We start from the raw sequence: 15,503 nt of genomic DNA, 5'->3' as shown, positions 1-15,503 counted from the left end.
CGGTGGTGGGTGCCCCTACCGTCGCACCGGCCGATCCGTCAGGTCCATCGAAAAGTTCCGATCGTTCTTTGCAGCAGAACTGAACGGTTCTGGCGCTGGTGCGGCGGCCCTGGCGGCGAAGACCTGCCCGGCGACGGTCGCGCCGAAGGCGAGGGCCATGCCGGCGAGCTGCACGGGGCCGAGGTCCTGCCCGAGGACGGCCCAGCCGATGGCGGCGGCGGTCAGCGGGGACAGCGGCCCGAGGAGGGTGACGGAGGTGGCGCTGAGCTGTCCCATGCCGCGGAACCAGAGCCAGTACGCGATCCCGGTGTTGATCAGCATCATGTAGCCGTAGCCGAGCAGGGCCCGGCCGTCGAGTGCGGGCGGTGCGCCCTCGACGAGCGCCGCGACGGGGACGATGGCGAGTCCGCCGGCGGTGAGCTGCCAGCCGGTGGCGGCGAGCGGGCCGGCGCCTGCGGGGCGCCCCCAGCGCTTCGTCATCACGGTGCCGGCGGCCATGGACGCGGAGGAGACGACTCCGGCGGCGATGCCGAGGGCGTCGAGGCGGGCCTGGGCGGTCAGGACGACCATGCCGACTCCGAGCGCCGCGGCGATGGCGGCCAGGACGGTCCGGAGCTCGGCGCGCTCACCGAGCAGGAGGGCGGCGAGCCCGACGACGAAGAGCGGCCCGGCCGAGCCGAGGACGGCGGCGACACCGCCGGGGAGGCGGTAGGCCGAGAGGAAGAGCAGCGGGAAGAAGGCCCCGATGTTGAGGGTGCCGAGCACGGCGGACTTCCACCACCAGCTGCCGGCGGGAAGGGTGCGGGAGAGCGCGGTCAGCAGCAGCCCGGCGGGCAGGGCCCGCATGACCCCGGTGAACAGGGGCCGGTCGGGGGGCAGGAGTTCGGTGGCGACGGCGTAGGTGGAGCCCCAGGAGACCGGGGCCAGGGCGGTCAGGGCGAGGGTGGCGGGGCGGTTCACGGCGGCTCCTCGGGAGGCGGAGGGGGCCGGCGGGCTCGGTGCCGTCGGCGCGGAGGGGCGGCGCCCGCGGGTCAGGGCCGGGCGGACAGCGGCCGGCCGGCGTCCCGGGGTTCGGGAACTGCCGGGGCCGCCGGGACTGCCGTGACGGCATGGCCGGCCGGCGCGGGCGTCCGGGGCGGCTCGGCGTGCACGGCGTCTGCCGGAAGGTGCCGCTCCAGGCGTACGAGCGCGAGCGCGCACCCGGCGGCCGCGGCGGCGAGAACGGCCCAGGGCAGCCGGCCGTCGACCGCCATCAGGGCGGTGAACAGCGACGGGGCGAGCGTCGTGGCCAGCGAGTACGACAGCTGGTAGGTGGCGAGGTAACGGCCGCGTACGGCCTCGGGCGCGGCCGAGACGGACAGGGCGCCGGCGGACGGGCTGTGCACGAGCTCGCCGAGGGTGTAGACGACGACGATGGCCAGCAGCGCGGCGACGGTCGCGGTCTGCCCGGGCCGGACGGTGCCGAGCACGATCTGCCCGGCGAACGCGGCGGCGAAGAGCAGCGCGCCCAGCGCCGCGGAGCGGGTGCGGCGGGCGCCGGAGCGGCGGACTCGGGAGGCGACGAGGATGCCGGCGCCGGCGCACAGGGCGGTGTTGACGGTGAACGCGGCTCCGGTGAGGGAGTCAGGGCCGTGCAGCCACGTGGCGATGTACAGCGGGAACAGCACCGATAGGGCGGCGTAGCCGAGCGCGGCCAGGAAGTTCGCGGCGGTCAGCCCGAGGAAGGGCCGGTCGCGCAGCACCATCCGGTATCCGGCCCGGGTCCGGGCGGCGGCGGCCGCCGGCCCCGCGGCAGCGGCGGGGCGGACCCGGGTCACGAGGAGCCCGGCGAGGGCGAAGGCCAGCGCGTTGCCCCAGGCGGTGTGGGAGAAGGCGGCGGTGCCCCACACCCCGAGCACCCCGGAGACGATCAGCGCGCCCGCGCCCATCCCGGCGTTCTGCAGGGCCCGCAGGGAGGCCTGGAGGCGGTCGCGGGCGGAGCCGCGGGCCACCTCCCCGATCAGGGACTGCTGGACGACGGGGAAGGACCGGTCGGCCAGCGCGGTCAGGAGCGCGACCGCGGCGAAGGCGGCCGGCGAGTGGGCGAAGGGGTAGAGCGCGAACCCGAGCGCCCGGACCGCGTAGAGGAGGAGGGTGACGCGCCGGGCCCCGAACCGGTCGACGGCCGCCCCGGCCGCGGGCATGAAGGCGAGCCCGGTGAGCCCGGTGGCCGTGAGCACCAGGCCGACGACCGCGAAGGAGAGGCCGGTGACGTGGTGGAAGAAGACGAGGGAGAAGGGGACGTACATCCCGATCCCGACGGCGCTGATGCCGATGCCTGCGAGCAGCGGCCGCTCCCCCGGGAGCCGGTCCTGCCGTCTGCGCTGCCGCTGCTGAGCCCGCCCGCCTGCCATGGTTCCCCCCGAAAGTAGGTCGATGGAAAGTAGCTTACTGGCAAGCTACTTTCCGTCAAGCAACTTTCTTGCGGGCGATCGGCGTGACGGCCGATACTGCGGACATGAGCGAGGTCAACAGGGACGCCGTCGACGCGATCATCGACCAGTGGGCCGTGGTGCGCCCGGATCTGGAGACGGCCCCCATGGCCCTCTTCGGCCGGATCTTCCGGATCGACCGGGCGATGGGCGACGCGATGGAGCGCGCCTACGCCCGGTACGGGCTCACGCGCGGGGAGTTCGACGTCGTGGGGACGCTGCGCCGCTCCGGCGAGCCCTACACGCTGTCGCCGCGGCAGCTGGCGGCCACGCTCATGCTGACCTCGGGCGGCATGACGGGCCGCCTGGACAAGCTGGAGAAGGCCGGGCTGCTGTGCCGCAAGCCCGACCCGCACGACCGGCGGGGGCTCCAGGTCACCATCACGGACCGGGGGCTGGCACTCGTCGACGAGGCCGTGGCGGCCGGCCTGGAGGTGCAGCGCGCGGCGCTGTCGGGCCTGGACGAGCAGGAGACCGCCCTGCTGACCGGCCTGCTCCGCAAGCTCCTGGCCGGCATCTGAGGGCGGCGGCCGGAGGGGCGGCGGGGGCGCCGTACGGCCGTACGCAGGTACGCCGGAGCGCCGGAGGTCCCACCGCCGCCGGCGACGTGCACCGGCAGCGGGACCTCCGGCGCCCCGGAAGCATGCCGGGCGTGCCGCCCCCGCATGGGGGCCGGTTCAGCCCGGCTGTCTCAGTTCGAGTCCGCTCAGCCCTGCTGCTGCTTGCGGGACTTGTCGCCGACCATCACGAGGCCCGCGATGACCAGGAACAGGACCACCGGCAGCGCCACGAACACGCCGAGGGTCTCGGCGAGGCCGATGCCCGGCCCCGGGTCGTCACCGTCGTCGCGGGTCAGCGCGAGCGCGGGAGACGTCATCAGCAGCATCATCAGCGTCGATCCGGCCGTGACGGCGCCGGCGCGCAGGGCGTTCTTCTTGTCCACGGTGCAAACGTAGCGAACACCTAAACGAGGCGCGCGCCCGGGGGTGCCGTACGGGCGGGCCCGCCTTCCCGCACCGCGTTCAGCAGGGCGTTCGCCCGGGCGGACGCGGCCAGCGCCTCCAGCGTGAGGGGACGCCCGTCCGCGTCCGCGAGCGGGAGCCGCCAGTTGGGGTACTGGTCCCAGGTGCCGGGGAGGTTCTGCGGCCGCCGGTCCCCGACCGCGTCGGGCAGCCACACGCCGACCAGCCGGGCCGGGGTGCGCAGCAGGAACCCGTACAGGGCGGCGACGGCGGCCTCCTCGTCCTTGGTGTCGAATCCCTCGTCCGCCAGCAGGTCCAGCCACTGCGCGGTGTCCGCGGCGTCCTCCGCGCGCTCCTGCTCCACGGGGCGCGTCAGCAGCCCGAGCCGGTCGCGCAGCTCCACGTGGGCGCCGGCCAGCTTGGCGGCGGTGGGCGGCAGGTCGTGGGTGGTCGCCGTCGCCAGGCAGTCGGCCCGCCAGGCGTCCGCCGGGAGCGGCGCCCCGCCGCCCGCCCAGTCCCGTTCGAACCACAGCACGGAGGTGCCCAGCACGCCGCGGCGCGCCAGGGCCCGGCGGACCTGCGGCTCCACCGTCCCGAGGTCCTCCCCGACGACCGGGGCGCCCGCCCGGTGCGCCTCCAGCACCAGCACGGCCAGCATCGCCTCGCCGTCGTACGCGACGTACGTGCCGTCGGCGGGCGGCGCGCCCTCGGGGATCCACCACAGTCGGAACAGGCCCATGACGTGGTCGATGCGGAGCGCGCCGGCGTACCGGAGCACCCCGCGCAGCAGGTCCCGGAACGGGGCGTATCCCGCGGCGGCCAGCAGGTCGGGCCGCCACGGCGGGAGGCCCCAGTCCTGGCCGCGGGGGTTGAAGGCGTCGGGCGGGGCGCCGACGCTCGCGCTCCCGGCGTACAGGGGCTGTCCGGCGGCGTCCGAGCCGTCCGGGTGCACCCCGACGGCGAGGTCGTGGACGATGCCGACGGCCATGCCGGCCTCGCGTGCCGCCCGCTGGGCGGCGGTGAGCTGGGTGTCCGTCAGCCAGACGAGCCAGCGGTGGAAGTCGGCCGCTGCGGCGGTCGGGGCGCCGTTCGGGCCTCCGGTGCGGGCGGCGCACCAGGCGGCGTGGCGGTCGAGGGCCTCACCGTGCTCGGCGCGGAAGTCCCGGTAGGCGGCCTCCCGTTCCGGGGTGCGGGGGACGGCGTACAGCAGCTCCAGGGCGGCGCGCTTGAGCTCCCAGACGGCATCCCGGTCGACGAGGGCGCCCTTCTCCAGCACCGCGCGGCGCAGTTCGGCGCCGCGGGCGGCGAGCGCGGCCAGGGCGGCGGGGTCGGGGCAGGCGGCGTACTCGGGGAGGTCCTCGATGCGCAGGTGGACGGGGTCGGGGAAGCGGCGCGTGGCCGGCCGGTACGGGGAGGGGTCCGCAGGGCTTCCGGGGACGGCCGCGTGCAGCGGGTTGACCTGGACGAAGCCGGCGCCGTGGGTGCGGCCCGCCCAGCGGGCCAGCGCGGCGAGGTCCCCGAGGTCGCCCATGCCCCAGGAGCGTTCGGAGAGCAGGGAGTACAGCTGGACGAGCACGCCGTGGGCGCGTTCGGGTGCGGCGGGGGCCCGCTCGGGGGCGACGATCAGTGTCGCGGTGCCGGTGCGGCCGTCGGGGGCCTCGGCGCGGACCCGGTGCACGCCGAGCGGCGGCAGGACCGCCGGGTCCCAGTCGTACGGGCCGGCGGAGCCGGCCGCGGCCGCCCCGCCCTCCGCGGCCGCCCCGCCCTCCGCGGCCCCCTCGGGCTCCAGCCGGGTCCGGGTCCCGCGGGGCAGCCCCGCCAGCTCACGGGGCGCCGCCGATCCGGCCCACCAGACGAGGACGGGGGGCAGCAGCCGCTCGGCGGCGTCCCGCTCGGCCGCGGCCAGGGCCTCCCGCACCTGCTCGGGGGTGCCGGCGGGCACGCCCAGCAGGCCGAGGACCGCGACGACCGTCTCGCGCGGCACGTCGACGGTGACGCCCTCCGCGGGCCGGTAGTCGGTGGCGACGCCCTGCAGGGCCGCGAGCCGGGCGAGTTCGTCCATGGAGGTCACCGGTGTCCCTGTGGTCGGCCGCCGGCGGCGGCCGCCGCGGCGGGGGTGGTGGGCCCGCCGGGCGGGGCGGTGGGGGCGGCGCCGGCCGGCGTAGCGGATTCCACGGTTCTGCCTTCCCGTTGGTCCGGGCGGGTGGTGAGGGTGGGTCAGCGACCCGTGGCGCGGCGCGGTTCGACACCGCAGCCATACCCAGCAGACGGCCCGGCATTCCTGGCGGTTCCGGGTCAGATCACCCGCTCGCATTGACACTCCGGCCGCACGGGTGGTGGGCTCGGGCTCATTCGTACGAGCGCCGGCGAACTCGGGACGGGGAGGCTTCGTGCAGCTCAGGGGCAGGAAGCGGAACACTGCCGTGGCCATCGCCGTCATCGGCACGCTGCTCGGCGGCGCCGTGGCGGCCGAGCACCAGGGGTTGCTGTCGTCGACCGGCGCGCCCTCCCCCGACCAGGCCGGCAGCGGAGCCAAGGGGGCGCCCGGGGCGGCCGCCGGAGCCCCGGCGGGGAACCAGCCCGGGCCGCTGCTCGACCCGGGCGCCGTCGCACCCCGCACCCCCGCCGAGGGGCCGGGCGTGTGGCCCCGCCCGCAGTCCATGGCCGCCGACGCGGCGCGGGAGGTCCCGCTCGGCGAGCAGGCCGTGCTGGTCGCCGCGCCCGACGCCGACCCGTACGCAGTCGGCGTGGTCCGCACGGCGCTGCGCGCCGCGGGCGTGCGCGTCCTGCACGAGCCCGCGCCCGGCGCGCCGCTTCCCGAGGCCGGGACCGTCGTACGGCTCGACGGGCGCGGCGCCGAGGAGGCGCTGCGGGCGCTCGGCGCGTCCGAGGTCGGGGACCTCCCGAAGGGCGGCTACCGGCTGGCCGTCGGCAAGACGGGCGGCCGGTCCACGGTCGCCCTGGCCGGCACCGGCGAGGACGGCCTCTTCCACGGGGCGCAGACGCTGCGCCAGCTCCTCGCGGCGGGCGCCGGGAAGGTCCCCGGGGTCCTGGTGCGGGACTGGCCGTCCGCCCCGGTGCGCGGGATCACGGAGGGCTTCTACGGGGAGCCCTGGACGCACGACCAGCGGCTCGCGCAGCTCGACTTCATGGGCCGCACCAAGCAGAACCGGCTCCTCCTCGCCCCCGGCGACGACCCGTACCGCACCACGGAGTGGCGGGCGGAGTACCCGGCCGCGCAGCAGGAGCAGTTCCGGGAGCTGGCCGGCCGGGCCCGCGCCAACCGGGTCGTGCTGGGCTGGGCGGTCGCGCCGGGGCAGTCGATGTGCCTGGCCTCGGCGGAGGACCGGGCGGCGCTGGCCCGCAAGCTGGACGCGATGTGGGAGCTCGGCTTCCGGGCGTTCCAGGTGCAGTTCCAGGACATCAGCTACTCGGAGTGGGGCTGCCGCGCGGACCGGGTGCGCTACGGCACGGGCGCCAAGGCCGCCGCGAAGGCGCACGCCGAGGTCGCCGGGGAGCTGGCCGCGCACCTGGCGGCGAAGCACCCGGGGGCGGCGCCGCTGTCGCTGCTGCCGACGGAGTACCACCAGAACGGCGCGACCGCGTACCGGACCGTCCTCGCCGAACGGCTGGACGAGCGGGTGGAGGTGGCCTGGACGGGCGTCGGCGTCGTGCCGCGCACGATCACCGGCCGCGAGCTGTCCGGCGCCCGGGAGGCCTTCGGGCAGCACCCGCTGCTGACGATGGACAACTACCCGGTGAACGACTGGGATCCGGGCCGGATCTTCCTGGGCCCGTACACGGGCCGCGAGCCGGCCGTCGCGGGCGGCTCGGCGGGGCTGCTCGCCAACGCGATGCCGCACGCCTCGCTGTCGCGGATCCCGCTGTTCACGGCCGCCGACTTCGCGTGGAACGCGAGCGGCTACCGGCCCGGGGACTCCTGGGCGGCCGCCGTCGCCGACCTGGCCGGGCCCGACGCGCGGGCCCGGCAGTCGCTGGCCGCGCTCGCCGGGAACTCCGCCTCCTCGGGCCTTGCCCAGCCGGAGTCCGCCTATCTGCGGCCGCTGATGGACGAGTTCTGGCAGGGCCGCGCCGCGGGCGACTCTGCGGCCGGGCAGCGGCTGCGGGCCGCGTTCACCGCGATGCGGGAGGCGCCCGAGCGGCTGCCGGGGCTGTCCTCCGAGGGCGGGCCGTGGCTGGCGCGCGTTTCCGCGTACGGTGCGGCCGGCGAGCTGGCGGTGGACCTGCTGCGCGCCCAGACCCGCGGGGACGGCGCGGCTGCCTGGCAGGCGTCGCGGGCGCTGGCGGAGGCGCGGAAGAAGCTGGCGGAGCCGTCCGCGGCGCGTGTCGACAAAGCGGTGCTGGACCCGTTCCTCGCGAGGGCCGTCGAGGAGGCGGACGCCTGGACGGGCGCGGCCCGTGAGACCGGCACCGTCTCCCGCGAGCCGGGCGCCTGGACGGTCCGCCTGGACGGGGTCCGGCCGGTGTCGGCGGTGACGGTGATGACGGATCCGCTGCCGCAGGGTGCGCGGGGCGGCGCGGTGGAGGTGCACGTTCCGGGCGAGGGCTGGCGCAAGGTCGCCGACGCGTCGCCGACCGGCTGGACGCAGGCGGACGCGGGCGGGGTGCGGGCGGACGCGGTCCGGCTGTCCTGGGCGGGGACGGCGCCGGTGGTGCACCGGGTGGTGCCGTGGCTGGCGGACGGGCCGGAGGCGTCGTTCGAGCTGCCGGAGTCGGTGGACGTGGAGATCGGCGGGGCGGCGCGGACGGTCACGGCGGAGCTGTCGGCGCTGCGGCCCGGCGAGGTCCGCGGCCCGCTGTCGGCGGCGGCGCCGCAGGGCGTCGAGGTGCGGCTGCCCGCCGAGGTGCGGGCGCCGCGCGGGACGCGCGTCCGGGTGCCGGTGTCGGTTGCGGTCGCGGCGTCCACCCCGGCGGGCGTCCACCGGGTGCCGGTCACGTTCGCCGGGCAGACCCGCGTCCTGACGGTCCGGGCGGTGCCGAAGACGGGCGGGCCGGACCTGCTCCGCTCCGCGCGGGCGTCCTCGTCGGCGAACGAGACGCCGGCGTTCCCCGCCTCCGCGGTGATCGACGGGTCGGCGGCCACCCGCTGGTCGTCGCCGCCGGTCGACGGCGCCTGGTGGCAGGCGGAGCTGGCTGCTCCGGCACGGCTCGGGCTGCTGGTCCTGCACTGGCAGGAGGCGTACTCGTCGGCCTACCGGGTGGAGACGTCTGCGGACGGGACGTCCTGGCACCGGGCGGCGACGGTGACGGGCTCGAAGGGCGGCACGGAGTCGGTGCGGCTGGATCCGGCGCAGGCCCGGTTCGTCCGTGTGACCTGCGAGAAGCGGGCGACCAAGTACGGCTGCAGCCTGTTCGCGGCCGAGGCGTTCGCGGTGGTCCCCTGAGGGTCCGGGTTTCAGGGGCCGCCGTCCGGCCGGTTCCGGGCGGGACCGCGGCCGCAATCGCCCTTGTCCTGGGCCGGCGGCCCCCGCCAGACTGGTGATCATGGACGTGGTGGTGCCGGTGCGGGACGGCGAGGTGTGGGCGCACGACACGGGCGGCGCGGGCCGCGGCGGCCTGCCGCTGGTGCTGCTGCACCCGGGCGTGGGCGACTCGGCGGTCTGGGACCCCGTCCTGCCGTACCTCTCCCCCGGCCACCGGGTGATCCGCTACGACGCCCGCGGCCACGGCCGCTCACCCGCGCCGACGGCCCCGTACTCCCAGATGGAGGACCTGGCGGCGGTCCTGGACCGCCTCGCGGTGGACCGGGCGGTGCTCGTCGGCTCCAGCATGGGCGGCGCCACCGCGCTGAGCCTGGCCCTGGCCGCCCCGGAGCGGGTCGCGGGCCTCGCCCTGTTCGTGCCCGGGGTCACGGGCGCCGAGGGCCTGACCCCGCCCGGCTTCCTCGAGGAGGTGGGCCGGCTGGCGGCCGCCGGGGACATGCAGGGCATCGTCCGGCTGGGCCTCGGGATTTGGGGACGGGCCGGCGGCGGCACCGCCGAGTCGGATCCCGTCGCGGCGGCTCAGCTGCGCGGCGCGCTGCCCGCCTGGTTCGCCGCTGCCGGCCGGCAGCGGCAGGACGCCCCGGTCTTCGACCGGCTCGCGGAGGTCCGCGCCCCGGCGCTGCTCGCCCTCGGGGAGCTGGACCAGGCCGAGGTGGTGCGGTGCAACGAGGAGATGGCGGCCCGGATCCCCGGCTGCCGCCTGGTGCGCCTGGCCGGGTGCGACCACTACCCGTCGCTGCGCGCGCCGGAGGCGGTCGCCCGCCTGGTGGGCGAGGCGCACGCCGCGGCCGCCTCCGCGTCCTGAGCGGCGCGGCGGCAGCGCCCGTACCCGACCTGGCGTGCCGGGCCGGGCGTCTCGGGCTGGGGTGTCACGGCATCAGGAGGCGGCGGCCGCGCCGATGCGGTCGAGGGCGTCGTCGGCCCCGTAGGGCTGGAGGTAGGGCATCCACCGGGGGTCCCGGTGACCGGTTCCGATGATCCGCCAGGCCAGGCCCGACGGCGGGGCGGGCTGGTGGCGCAGCCGCCAGCCGAGGTCGACCAGGTGCCGGTCGGCCTTGACGTGGTTGCACCGGCGGCAGGCGGCGACCACGTTGTCCCACACGTGCTGCCCGCCGCGACTGCGCGGGATCACGTGGTCGACGCTGGTGGCCACGCCGCCGCAGTACATGCAGCGGCCGCCGTCGCGCGCGAACAGCGCACGCCGGGTGAGTGGAACGGGCCCCCGGTAGGGGACCCGCACGAAGCGCTTGAGCCGAACCACGCTGGGCGCGGGGACGGCCCGGGTCGCGCTGTGCAGGAAGGCGCCCGATTCCTCCAGGGAGACCGCCTTGTTCTCCAGGACGAGGACGAGCGCGCGGCGGAGCGGTACGACGCCGAGCGGCTCGTACGACGCGTTGAGGACCAGGACGTGCGGCACGGACTGCCTCCTTGTACGCCGGCGGCGCGTGGCTCGCGCCGGGACGATCTGCTATCCAGTCTCTCCTTACGGCTGGTCGAAGCGCCACCACGCACCCGTAACGGGTCCGGGGTGTTTTCGACCACACCCCACTTCTCCCCAGGTGAGCCTCGTCTCTCCCCCGAACAAGGCAACAAGGCCACCCGAATGCCCCGATAGTGTGGGAGGGCCTGTTCCGCATCCCGTCGCGCGGGCAGACCGTGACACCTGGAGGTTCCCGCCGTGCCCTGGCCCGCAGCCCCTCTGCCGCTGGCAGCCGCCACTCCGGATCCGGCGACGTCGGTGCAGGAAGCCCACGAGAGTGTGACGAACGCGGCGAGCTTCATAGAGGAGAACTGGGCCGGGTGGCTGTACCTGGGCCTGAAGATCCTGCTCATCGTGGTGATCGCGATGGCGCTCCGCTCGGTGGTCCGCAAGTCGCTGACCAAGCTGATCACGCGGATGAACCGGGGTGCCGAGGCCGTCGAGGGAACCGCCCTGGGCGGGCTGCTGGTCAACGCCGAGCGGCGGCGCCAGCGCTCCGAGGCGATCGGCTCGGTCCTGCGCTCGGTGGCGTCGTTCCTGATCCTCGGCACGGCGGGCCTGATGGTGCTCGGCGCGCTGGACATCAACCTCGGCCCGCTCCTCGCCAGCGCCGGTGTGGCGGGTGTGGCGATCGGTTTCGGCGCGCGGAACCTGGTGACGGACTTCCTATCCGGCGTCTTCATGATCCTGGAGGACCAGTACGGCGTCGGCGACAAGATCGACGCGGGCGTGGCCTCGGGCGAGGTCGTCGAGGTCGGCCTGCGCGTCACCAAGCTCCGCGGCGACAACGGCGAGATCTGGTACGTGCGCAACGGCGAGATCAAGCGGATCGGGAACCTCAGCCAGGGCTGGGCGACGGCGGGTGTGGACGTCCAGGTCAAGCCGACGGAGAGCCTCCCGCGGATCCGCGAGGTCGTCGCCGGCGTCGCCGACGCCATGGCCAAGGAGACGCCGTGGGACGAGCGGCTGTGGGGCCCGGTCGAGGTGCTGGGCCTGGACGAGGTGCTGCTCGCGTCGATGACGGTGAAGGTGTCGGCGAAGACGATGCCGGGCCAGCAGTTCTCCGTCGAGCGCGAGCTGCGGTGGCGCATCAAGGAGGCCTTCGACGAGGCCGGCATCAAGATCATCGGCGGCGTGCCCGCCGCCGATGAGGAGGAGCCCGCCGCCGACCCGGCGGCGTCGGTGGCGCCGCCGTCGGCGCTGGCCAACCCGGCCTCCCCGCAGTCCCAGGCTGCCGCGCCGATAGCGCCGGGCGCCCCGTCGGCCGGATCCCCGCGGATCACCAAATAGCCCCCACCCCTTCTCTCGAGCCGCCCCCTCCGCGCCCTGCGCCGAGGGGGCGCGGCGTTTCCGGGGCGCGCCGGCGTTGACACCCTTCCCCATCCGACAGGAAACTTTCCCAACAGTTGCCCCGTGCGCGAGGGAGAGCGCCCATGACCGCCCCCGCCCCCGCAACGCCCGGCGTGCTGCGCGCCATGAACGACCGGGCGGCGCTCGACCTGCTGCTGGCGCACGGCCCCCTCTCCCGCACCCGGATCGGCAGCCTCACCGGCCTGTCCAAACCCACCGCCTCGCAGCTGCTGGCCCGCCTCGAAGCCGCCGGGCTCGTCGTGGCCGCCGGCACCTCCACCGGCCGGCCCGGCCCCGGCGCCCGCCTCTACGGGGTCAACCCGGCGGCTGCGCGCGTCGCCGGACTGGACGTCACCCCCGATCGCATCACCGCCGCCGTCGCCGACCTGACCGGCGGGATCGTCGGCAGCTGCGAGGTCCCCTGCGCGGGCGGCGGCGGCCCGGCCGGGCAGGCCGCCCGGGCCCTCGACGGGGCGCTGGACGCCGCCGGACTGCGCCGCGGCGACCTGCGCCGCGCGGTGATCGCCGTCCCCGGCTCCTTCGACCGGCGCACCGGCGTCCTGCGGCACGCGGACCACCTCCCATCCGGCCGGCGGTCGCCCGCCCTGCCGGAGGAGCTGGCCGCGGCCCTGTCCGTGCCGGTCGGCTACGAGAACGACGTGAACCTCGCCGCGGTCGCCGAGCAGCGGCTCGGCGCCGCCCGCGGCCACGACGACTTCGTCCTGCTGTGGAACGGCGCGGGCCTCGGCGCCGCGGTGGTGCTCGGCGGGCGGCTGCACCGCGGCCGGACGGGCGGGGCGGGCGAGGTCGGGTTCCTGCCCGTGCCCGGCCGCCCGCTCGTCCGGCAGGCGGCCCGGGCCGGCGCGGGCGGCTTCCAGGAACTCGCCGGCGCCGGCGCGGTGGTCGCCCTGGCCGCTCGGCTGGGTTTGGCGCCGCCCCCGGCCGGCGGGACGGCCCCCGCCCCGCCGGTGGCCGGAGCGGGGGCCCCGGGCCCGGCCGGGGGCGCGGCGCAGGAGGCTGCGGCCGCCGCGCTGCTGCGGCGGGCCGCCGCCGAGCCGGAGGGCGCGAACCTGCGGCTGCTGCTGCAGTACGCCACCGCGCTCGCGACGGGGCTCGCCGCGCTGGTCGCCGTCCTGGACCCGGAACTCGTCATCCTCTCCGGCGCCGTCACCGACGCCGGCGGCGCGGCCCTGCGCGACCTGGTCCAGGCCGAACTCGCCGACCTCGCCCCGTCCGCGCCCCGCCTGGTGCCCGGGAGCGTGCGCGAGCGGCCCGTGCTGCGGGGCGCCCTGCAATCCGCCCTGGCCACCGCGCGGGACGAGGTCTTCGACACCTCGCGCCGCTGACCCCGTACGCCCCGATCCCCTTCCCCCGCTCCTTCCCGTGCAGCAGGGGCCGCGCCACGGACGCGCCCCCTCCGGAGTGAAAGGCCGGCAACCGTGACCCTGAAACTGGCAGTGGTGGGCGGCGGGTCCACCTACACGCCCGAGCTGATCGACGGCTTCGCGCGGCTGCGCGACACCCTGCCGATCGCCGAACTGGTGCTCGTCGACCCCGCCGCCGACCGCCTGGAACTCGTCGGCGGCCTGGCCCGCCGGATCTTCGCCCGGCAGGGCCACCCCGGCCGCATCACCACCACCGCCGACCTCGACGCGGGTGTCGACGGCGCCGACGCGGTCCTGCTCCAGCTGCGCGTCGGCGGCCAGGCGGCCCGGCTCCGCGACGAGACCTGGCCGCTGGAGTGCGGCTGCCTCGGCCAGGAGACCACCGGCGCGGGCGGCCTCGCCAAGGCCCTGCGTACCGTCCCGGTAATCCTGGACATCGCCGAGCGGGTCCGCCGCACCAGCCCCGCCGCCTGGATCATCGACTTCACCAACCCGGTCGGCATCGTCACCCGCGCCCTCCTGGACGCCGGCCACAGGGCCGTCGGGCTGTGCAACGTCGCCATCGGGCTCCAGCGGAAGTTCGCCGCGCTGCTCGGCACGGAGCCGGCCGACCTGCACCTCGAGCACGTCGGGCTGAACCACCTCACCTGGGAGCTCGCCGTCCGCAAGGGCGGCCCGGACGGCGAGGACCTGCTGCCCGGCCTGCTCGCCGGCCACGCGGACCGCATCGCCGCGGAGCTGCGCCTGCCGCGGGAGGTCCTGGACCGGCTCGGCACCGTCCCCTCCTACTACCTGCGCTACTTCTACGCCCACGACGAGGTGGTCCGGGAACTCGGCGCGAAACCCTCCCGGGCCGCCGAGGTGGCCGCCATGGAGCGGGAGCTGCTCGCCCTGTACGCCGACCCCGCGCTCGACGGGAAGCCGGCGCTGCTGGCCTCCCGGGGCGGGGCCTTCTACTCGGAGGCGGCCGTGGACCTGGCGTCGGCGCTCCTGGGCACCGGGGCGGGCCCCGGATCGGTGCAGGTCGTCAACGCACGCAACCGCGGGACGCTGCCCTTCCTCCCCGACGACGCGGTCGTCGAGGTGCAGGCCAGGGTCGACGGTTCGGGGCCGGTGCCGCTCCCGGTGCCGCGGCTGGACCCGCTGTACGCGGGGCTGGTGGGGCATGTCGCGGCGTACGAGGAACTGGCGCTGGACGCGGCGCTGCGCGGCGGGCGCGACCGGGTCTTCCGGGCGCTGCTGGCGCACCCGCTGGTCGGCCAGTACGACCGTGCGGAGGGGCTCGCGGACCGGCTGCTCGCGCACAACAAGGAGTACCTGCCGTGGGCGTGAGCCGGCCCGCGCGGGACGGCGCCGGCGCCGTGGCCGCCGTCCTCGCCGTCGACGCGGGCAACAGCAAGACCGACGCCGCCCTGGTCACCGCCGGCGGCGGCGTCCTCGGCCGGGGCCGCTCCGGCGCCTTCCAGCCGCAGCGCACGGGCACGGAGGCGGCGGTGGACGAGCTGGAGCGGGCCGTCGCCGGGGCCGTCGCGGAGGCCGGGCTGCGCGGCGGGCCCCCGTACGCGGACCGCGTCTCGGCGTGCCTGGCGAACGCGGACTTCCCCGTGGAGGAGGAGCGGTTCGCGCGGGCGATCGCCGCCCGCGGCTGGGCCCGGGCCGGCCGGGTGCACGTACGGAACGACACCTTCGCCCTGCTGCGGGCCGGGCTGGCGGAGGCGGACGCCCCGGCCGGGGTCGCCGTGGTGTGCGGCGCCGGGATCAACTGCGCGGGCATGCTCCCGGATGGCCGCACCGCCCGCTTCCCCGCGGTCGGCCGGATCTCCGGGGACTGGGGCGGCGGCGCGCACCTGGCGCAGGAGGCCCTGTGGTGGGCGGCGCGCGCCGAGGACGGCCGCGGCGAGCCGACCGGCCTGTCCCGGGCCCTGCCGCGGCACTTCGCCGTGGACTCGGTGGCGGACCTGGTCGAGGCGCTGCACCTGGGCAGCCTGCCGCGGTCGCGGATCCACGAGGCGGTGCCCGTCCTGTTCGAGACCGCCGAGGCGGGCGACGGCGTCGCCGCCGCGCTCGTCGACCGGCAGGCGGACGAGGTCGTCGCGATGGCGGCCGTGGCGCTCGCCCGCCTGGACCTGCTGGGGGCGCGGACGCCGGTCCTGCTCGGCGGCGGTGTGCTCACGGCCGGGCACCGGCGGCTCGACGCCCGGATCGCGGCGGGGCTGGCGGAGCGGGCGCCGCTGGCCCGCGTCCGCGTGGTCGAGGCGCCGCCGGTGCTCGGCGCTGCGCTGCTGGGGCTGGACGCGGCGGGCGCGCCGGTGGCCGCGAGGGCAGAGCTGCGTGCCCATTTCGGGTGAACG

12 protein-coding genes are annotated in these 15,503 nt (G+C 76.9%); 7 read left to right on the top strand and 5 right to left on the bottom strand.

The window, feature by feature from the left end:
• Positions 1–15 precede the first annotated feature (15 nt).
• Positions 16–960, bottom strand: coding sequence for an EamA family transporter (locus ACZ462_RS06300; protein ID WP_467807212.1), 945 nt, complete (start codon positions 958–960; stop codon positions 16–18).
• 71 nt (positions 961–1,031) lie between these two features.
• Positions 1,032–2,393: an MFS transporter gene (locus tag ACZ462_RS06295; protein ID WP_467807211.1), complete on the bottom strand. Its 1,362-nt coding sequence runs from the start codon at positions 2,391–2,393 to the stop codon at positions 1,032–1,034.
• Positions 2,394–2,497: 104 nt separating this feature from the next.
• Between ACZ462_RS06295 and ACZ462_RS06290 the strand changes: the two genes are divergently transcribed.
• Entirely contained in the window at positions 2,498–2,992 is a 495-nt protein-coding gene (locus ACZ462_RS06290; protein ID WP_189808373.1) for a MarR family winged helix-turn-helix transcriptional regulator, read from the top strand.
• A gap of 185 nt (positions 2,993–3,177) precedes the next feature.
• On the opposite strand, the gene ACZ462_RS06285 is transcribed toward ACZ462_RS06290, so the two are convergent.
• Positions 3,178–3,414: a hypothetical protein gene (locus tag ACZ462_RS06285; RefSeq protein ID WP_189808372.1), complete on the bottom strand. Its 237-nt coding sequence runs from the start codon at positions 3,412–3,414 to the stop codon at positions 3,178–3,180.
• Between the two features lie 20 nt (positions 3,415–3,434).
• A complete protein-coding gene (locus ACZ462_RS06280; RefSeq protein ID WP_467807253.1) occupies positions 3,435–5,495 on the bottom strand; it encodes a 4-alpha-glucanotransferase in 2,061 nt (686 codons plus the stop codon).
• Between the two features lie 328 nt (positions 5,496–5,823).
• Between ACZ462_RS06280 and ACZ462_RS06275 the strand changes: the two genes are divergently transcribed.
• Together ACZ462_RS06275 and ACZ462_RS06270 are read left to right on the top strand one after the other, a co-directional pair.
• Entirely contained in the window at positions 5,824–8,838 is a 3,015-nt protein-coding gene (locus ACZ462_RS06275) for a beta-N-acetylglucosaminidase domain-containing protein (RefSeq protein WP_467807210.1), read from the top strand.
• A 100-nt stretch (positions 8,839–8,938) separates the two neighbouring features.
• Entirely contained in the window at positions 8,939–9,742 is an 804-nt protein-coding gene (locus ACZ462_RS06270; protein WP_467807209.1) for an alpha/beta fold hydrolase, read from the top strand.
• 72 nt (positions 9,743–9,814) lie between these two features.
• On the opposite strand, the gene ACZ462_RS06265 is transcribed toward ACZ462_RS06270, so the two are convergent.
• Complete coding sequence (locus ACZ462_RS06265) at positions 9,815–10,354, bottom strand: HNH endonuclease (protein ID WP_365509947.1); 540 nt, start codon at positions 10,352–10,354, stop codon at positions 9,815–9,817.
• A 261-nt stretch (positions 10,355–10,615) separates the two neighbouring features.
• On the opposite strand from ACZ462_RS06265, the gene ACZ462_RS06260 reads away from it, so the two are divergent.
• From ACZ462_RS06260 to ACZ462_RS06245, 4 genes are all read left to right on the top strand, one after another.
• On the top strand, positions 10,616–11,707 hold the full coding sequence (locus ACZ462_RS06260) for a mechanosensitive ion channel family protein (RefSeq protein ID WP_467807208.1): 1,092 nt from the start codon (positions 10,616–10,618) through the stop codon (positions 11,705–11,707).
• A gap of 143 nt (positions 11,708–11,850) precedes the next feature.
• On the top strand, positions 11,851–13,113 hold the full coding sequence (locus tag ACZ462_RS06255) for an ROK family transcriptional regulator (RefSeq protein ID WP_467807207.1): 1,263 nt from the start codon (positions 11,851–11,853) through the stop codon (positions 13,111–13,113).
• Between the two features lie 99 nt (positions 13,114–13,212).
• Complete coding sequence (locus tag ACZ462_RS06250; RefSeq protein ID WP_467807251.1) at positions 13,213–14,484, top strand: 6-phospho-beta-glucosidase; 1,272 nt, start codon at positions 13,213–13,215, stop codon at positions 14,482–14,484.
• Positions 14,475–15,500 (top strand): N-acetylglucosamine kinase, encoded by a 1,026-nt coding sequence (locus ACZ462_RS06245; RefSeq protein WP_467807205.1) that lies wholly within the window; start codon positions 14,475–14,477, stop codon positions 15,498–15,500. Before ACZ462_RS06250 ends, ACZ462_RS06245 begins: the two co-directional genes overlap by 10 nt.
• The last annotated feature ends 3 nt before the right edge of the window (positions 15,501–15,503 follow it).

The organism is Streptomyces sp. NPDC031121 (assembly GCF_055570615.1).
The sequence above is the reverse complement of the archived record's forward strand: the minus strand, read 5'-3'. Positions and strand labels throughout refer to the sequence as shown.

What these genes read in the sequence shown, in the direction of transcription:
- ACZ462_RS06295 (WP_467807211.1), bottom strand. Translation starts at nt 2,393, where the DNA reads ATGGCAGGCGGGCGGGCTCAGCAGCGGCAGCGCAGACGGCAGGACCGG.
- ACZ462_RS06290 (WP_189808373.1), top strand. Translation starts at nt 2,498, where the DNA reads ATGAGCGAGGTCAACAGGGACGCCGTCGACGCGATCATCGACCAGTGG.
- ACZ462_RS06280 (WP_467807253.1), bottom strand. Translation starts at nt 5,495, where the DNA reads ATGGACGAACTCGCCCGGCTCGCGGCCCTGCAGGGCGTCGCCACCGAC.
- ACZ462_RS06270 (WP_467807209.1), top strand. Translation starts at nt 8,939, where the DNA reads ATGGACGTGGTGGTGCCGGTGCGGGACGGCGAGGTGTGGGCGCACGAC.
- ACZ462_RS06255 (WP_467807207.1), top strand. Translation starts at nt 11,851, where the DNA reads ATGACCGCCCCCGCCCCCGCAACGCCCGGCGTGCTGCGCGCCATGAAC.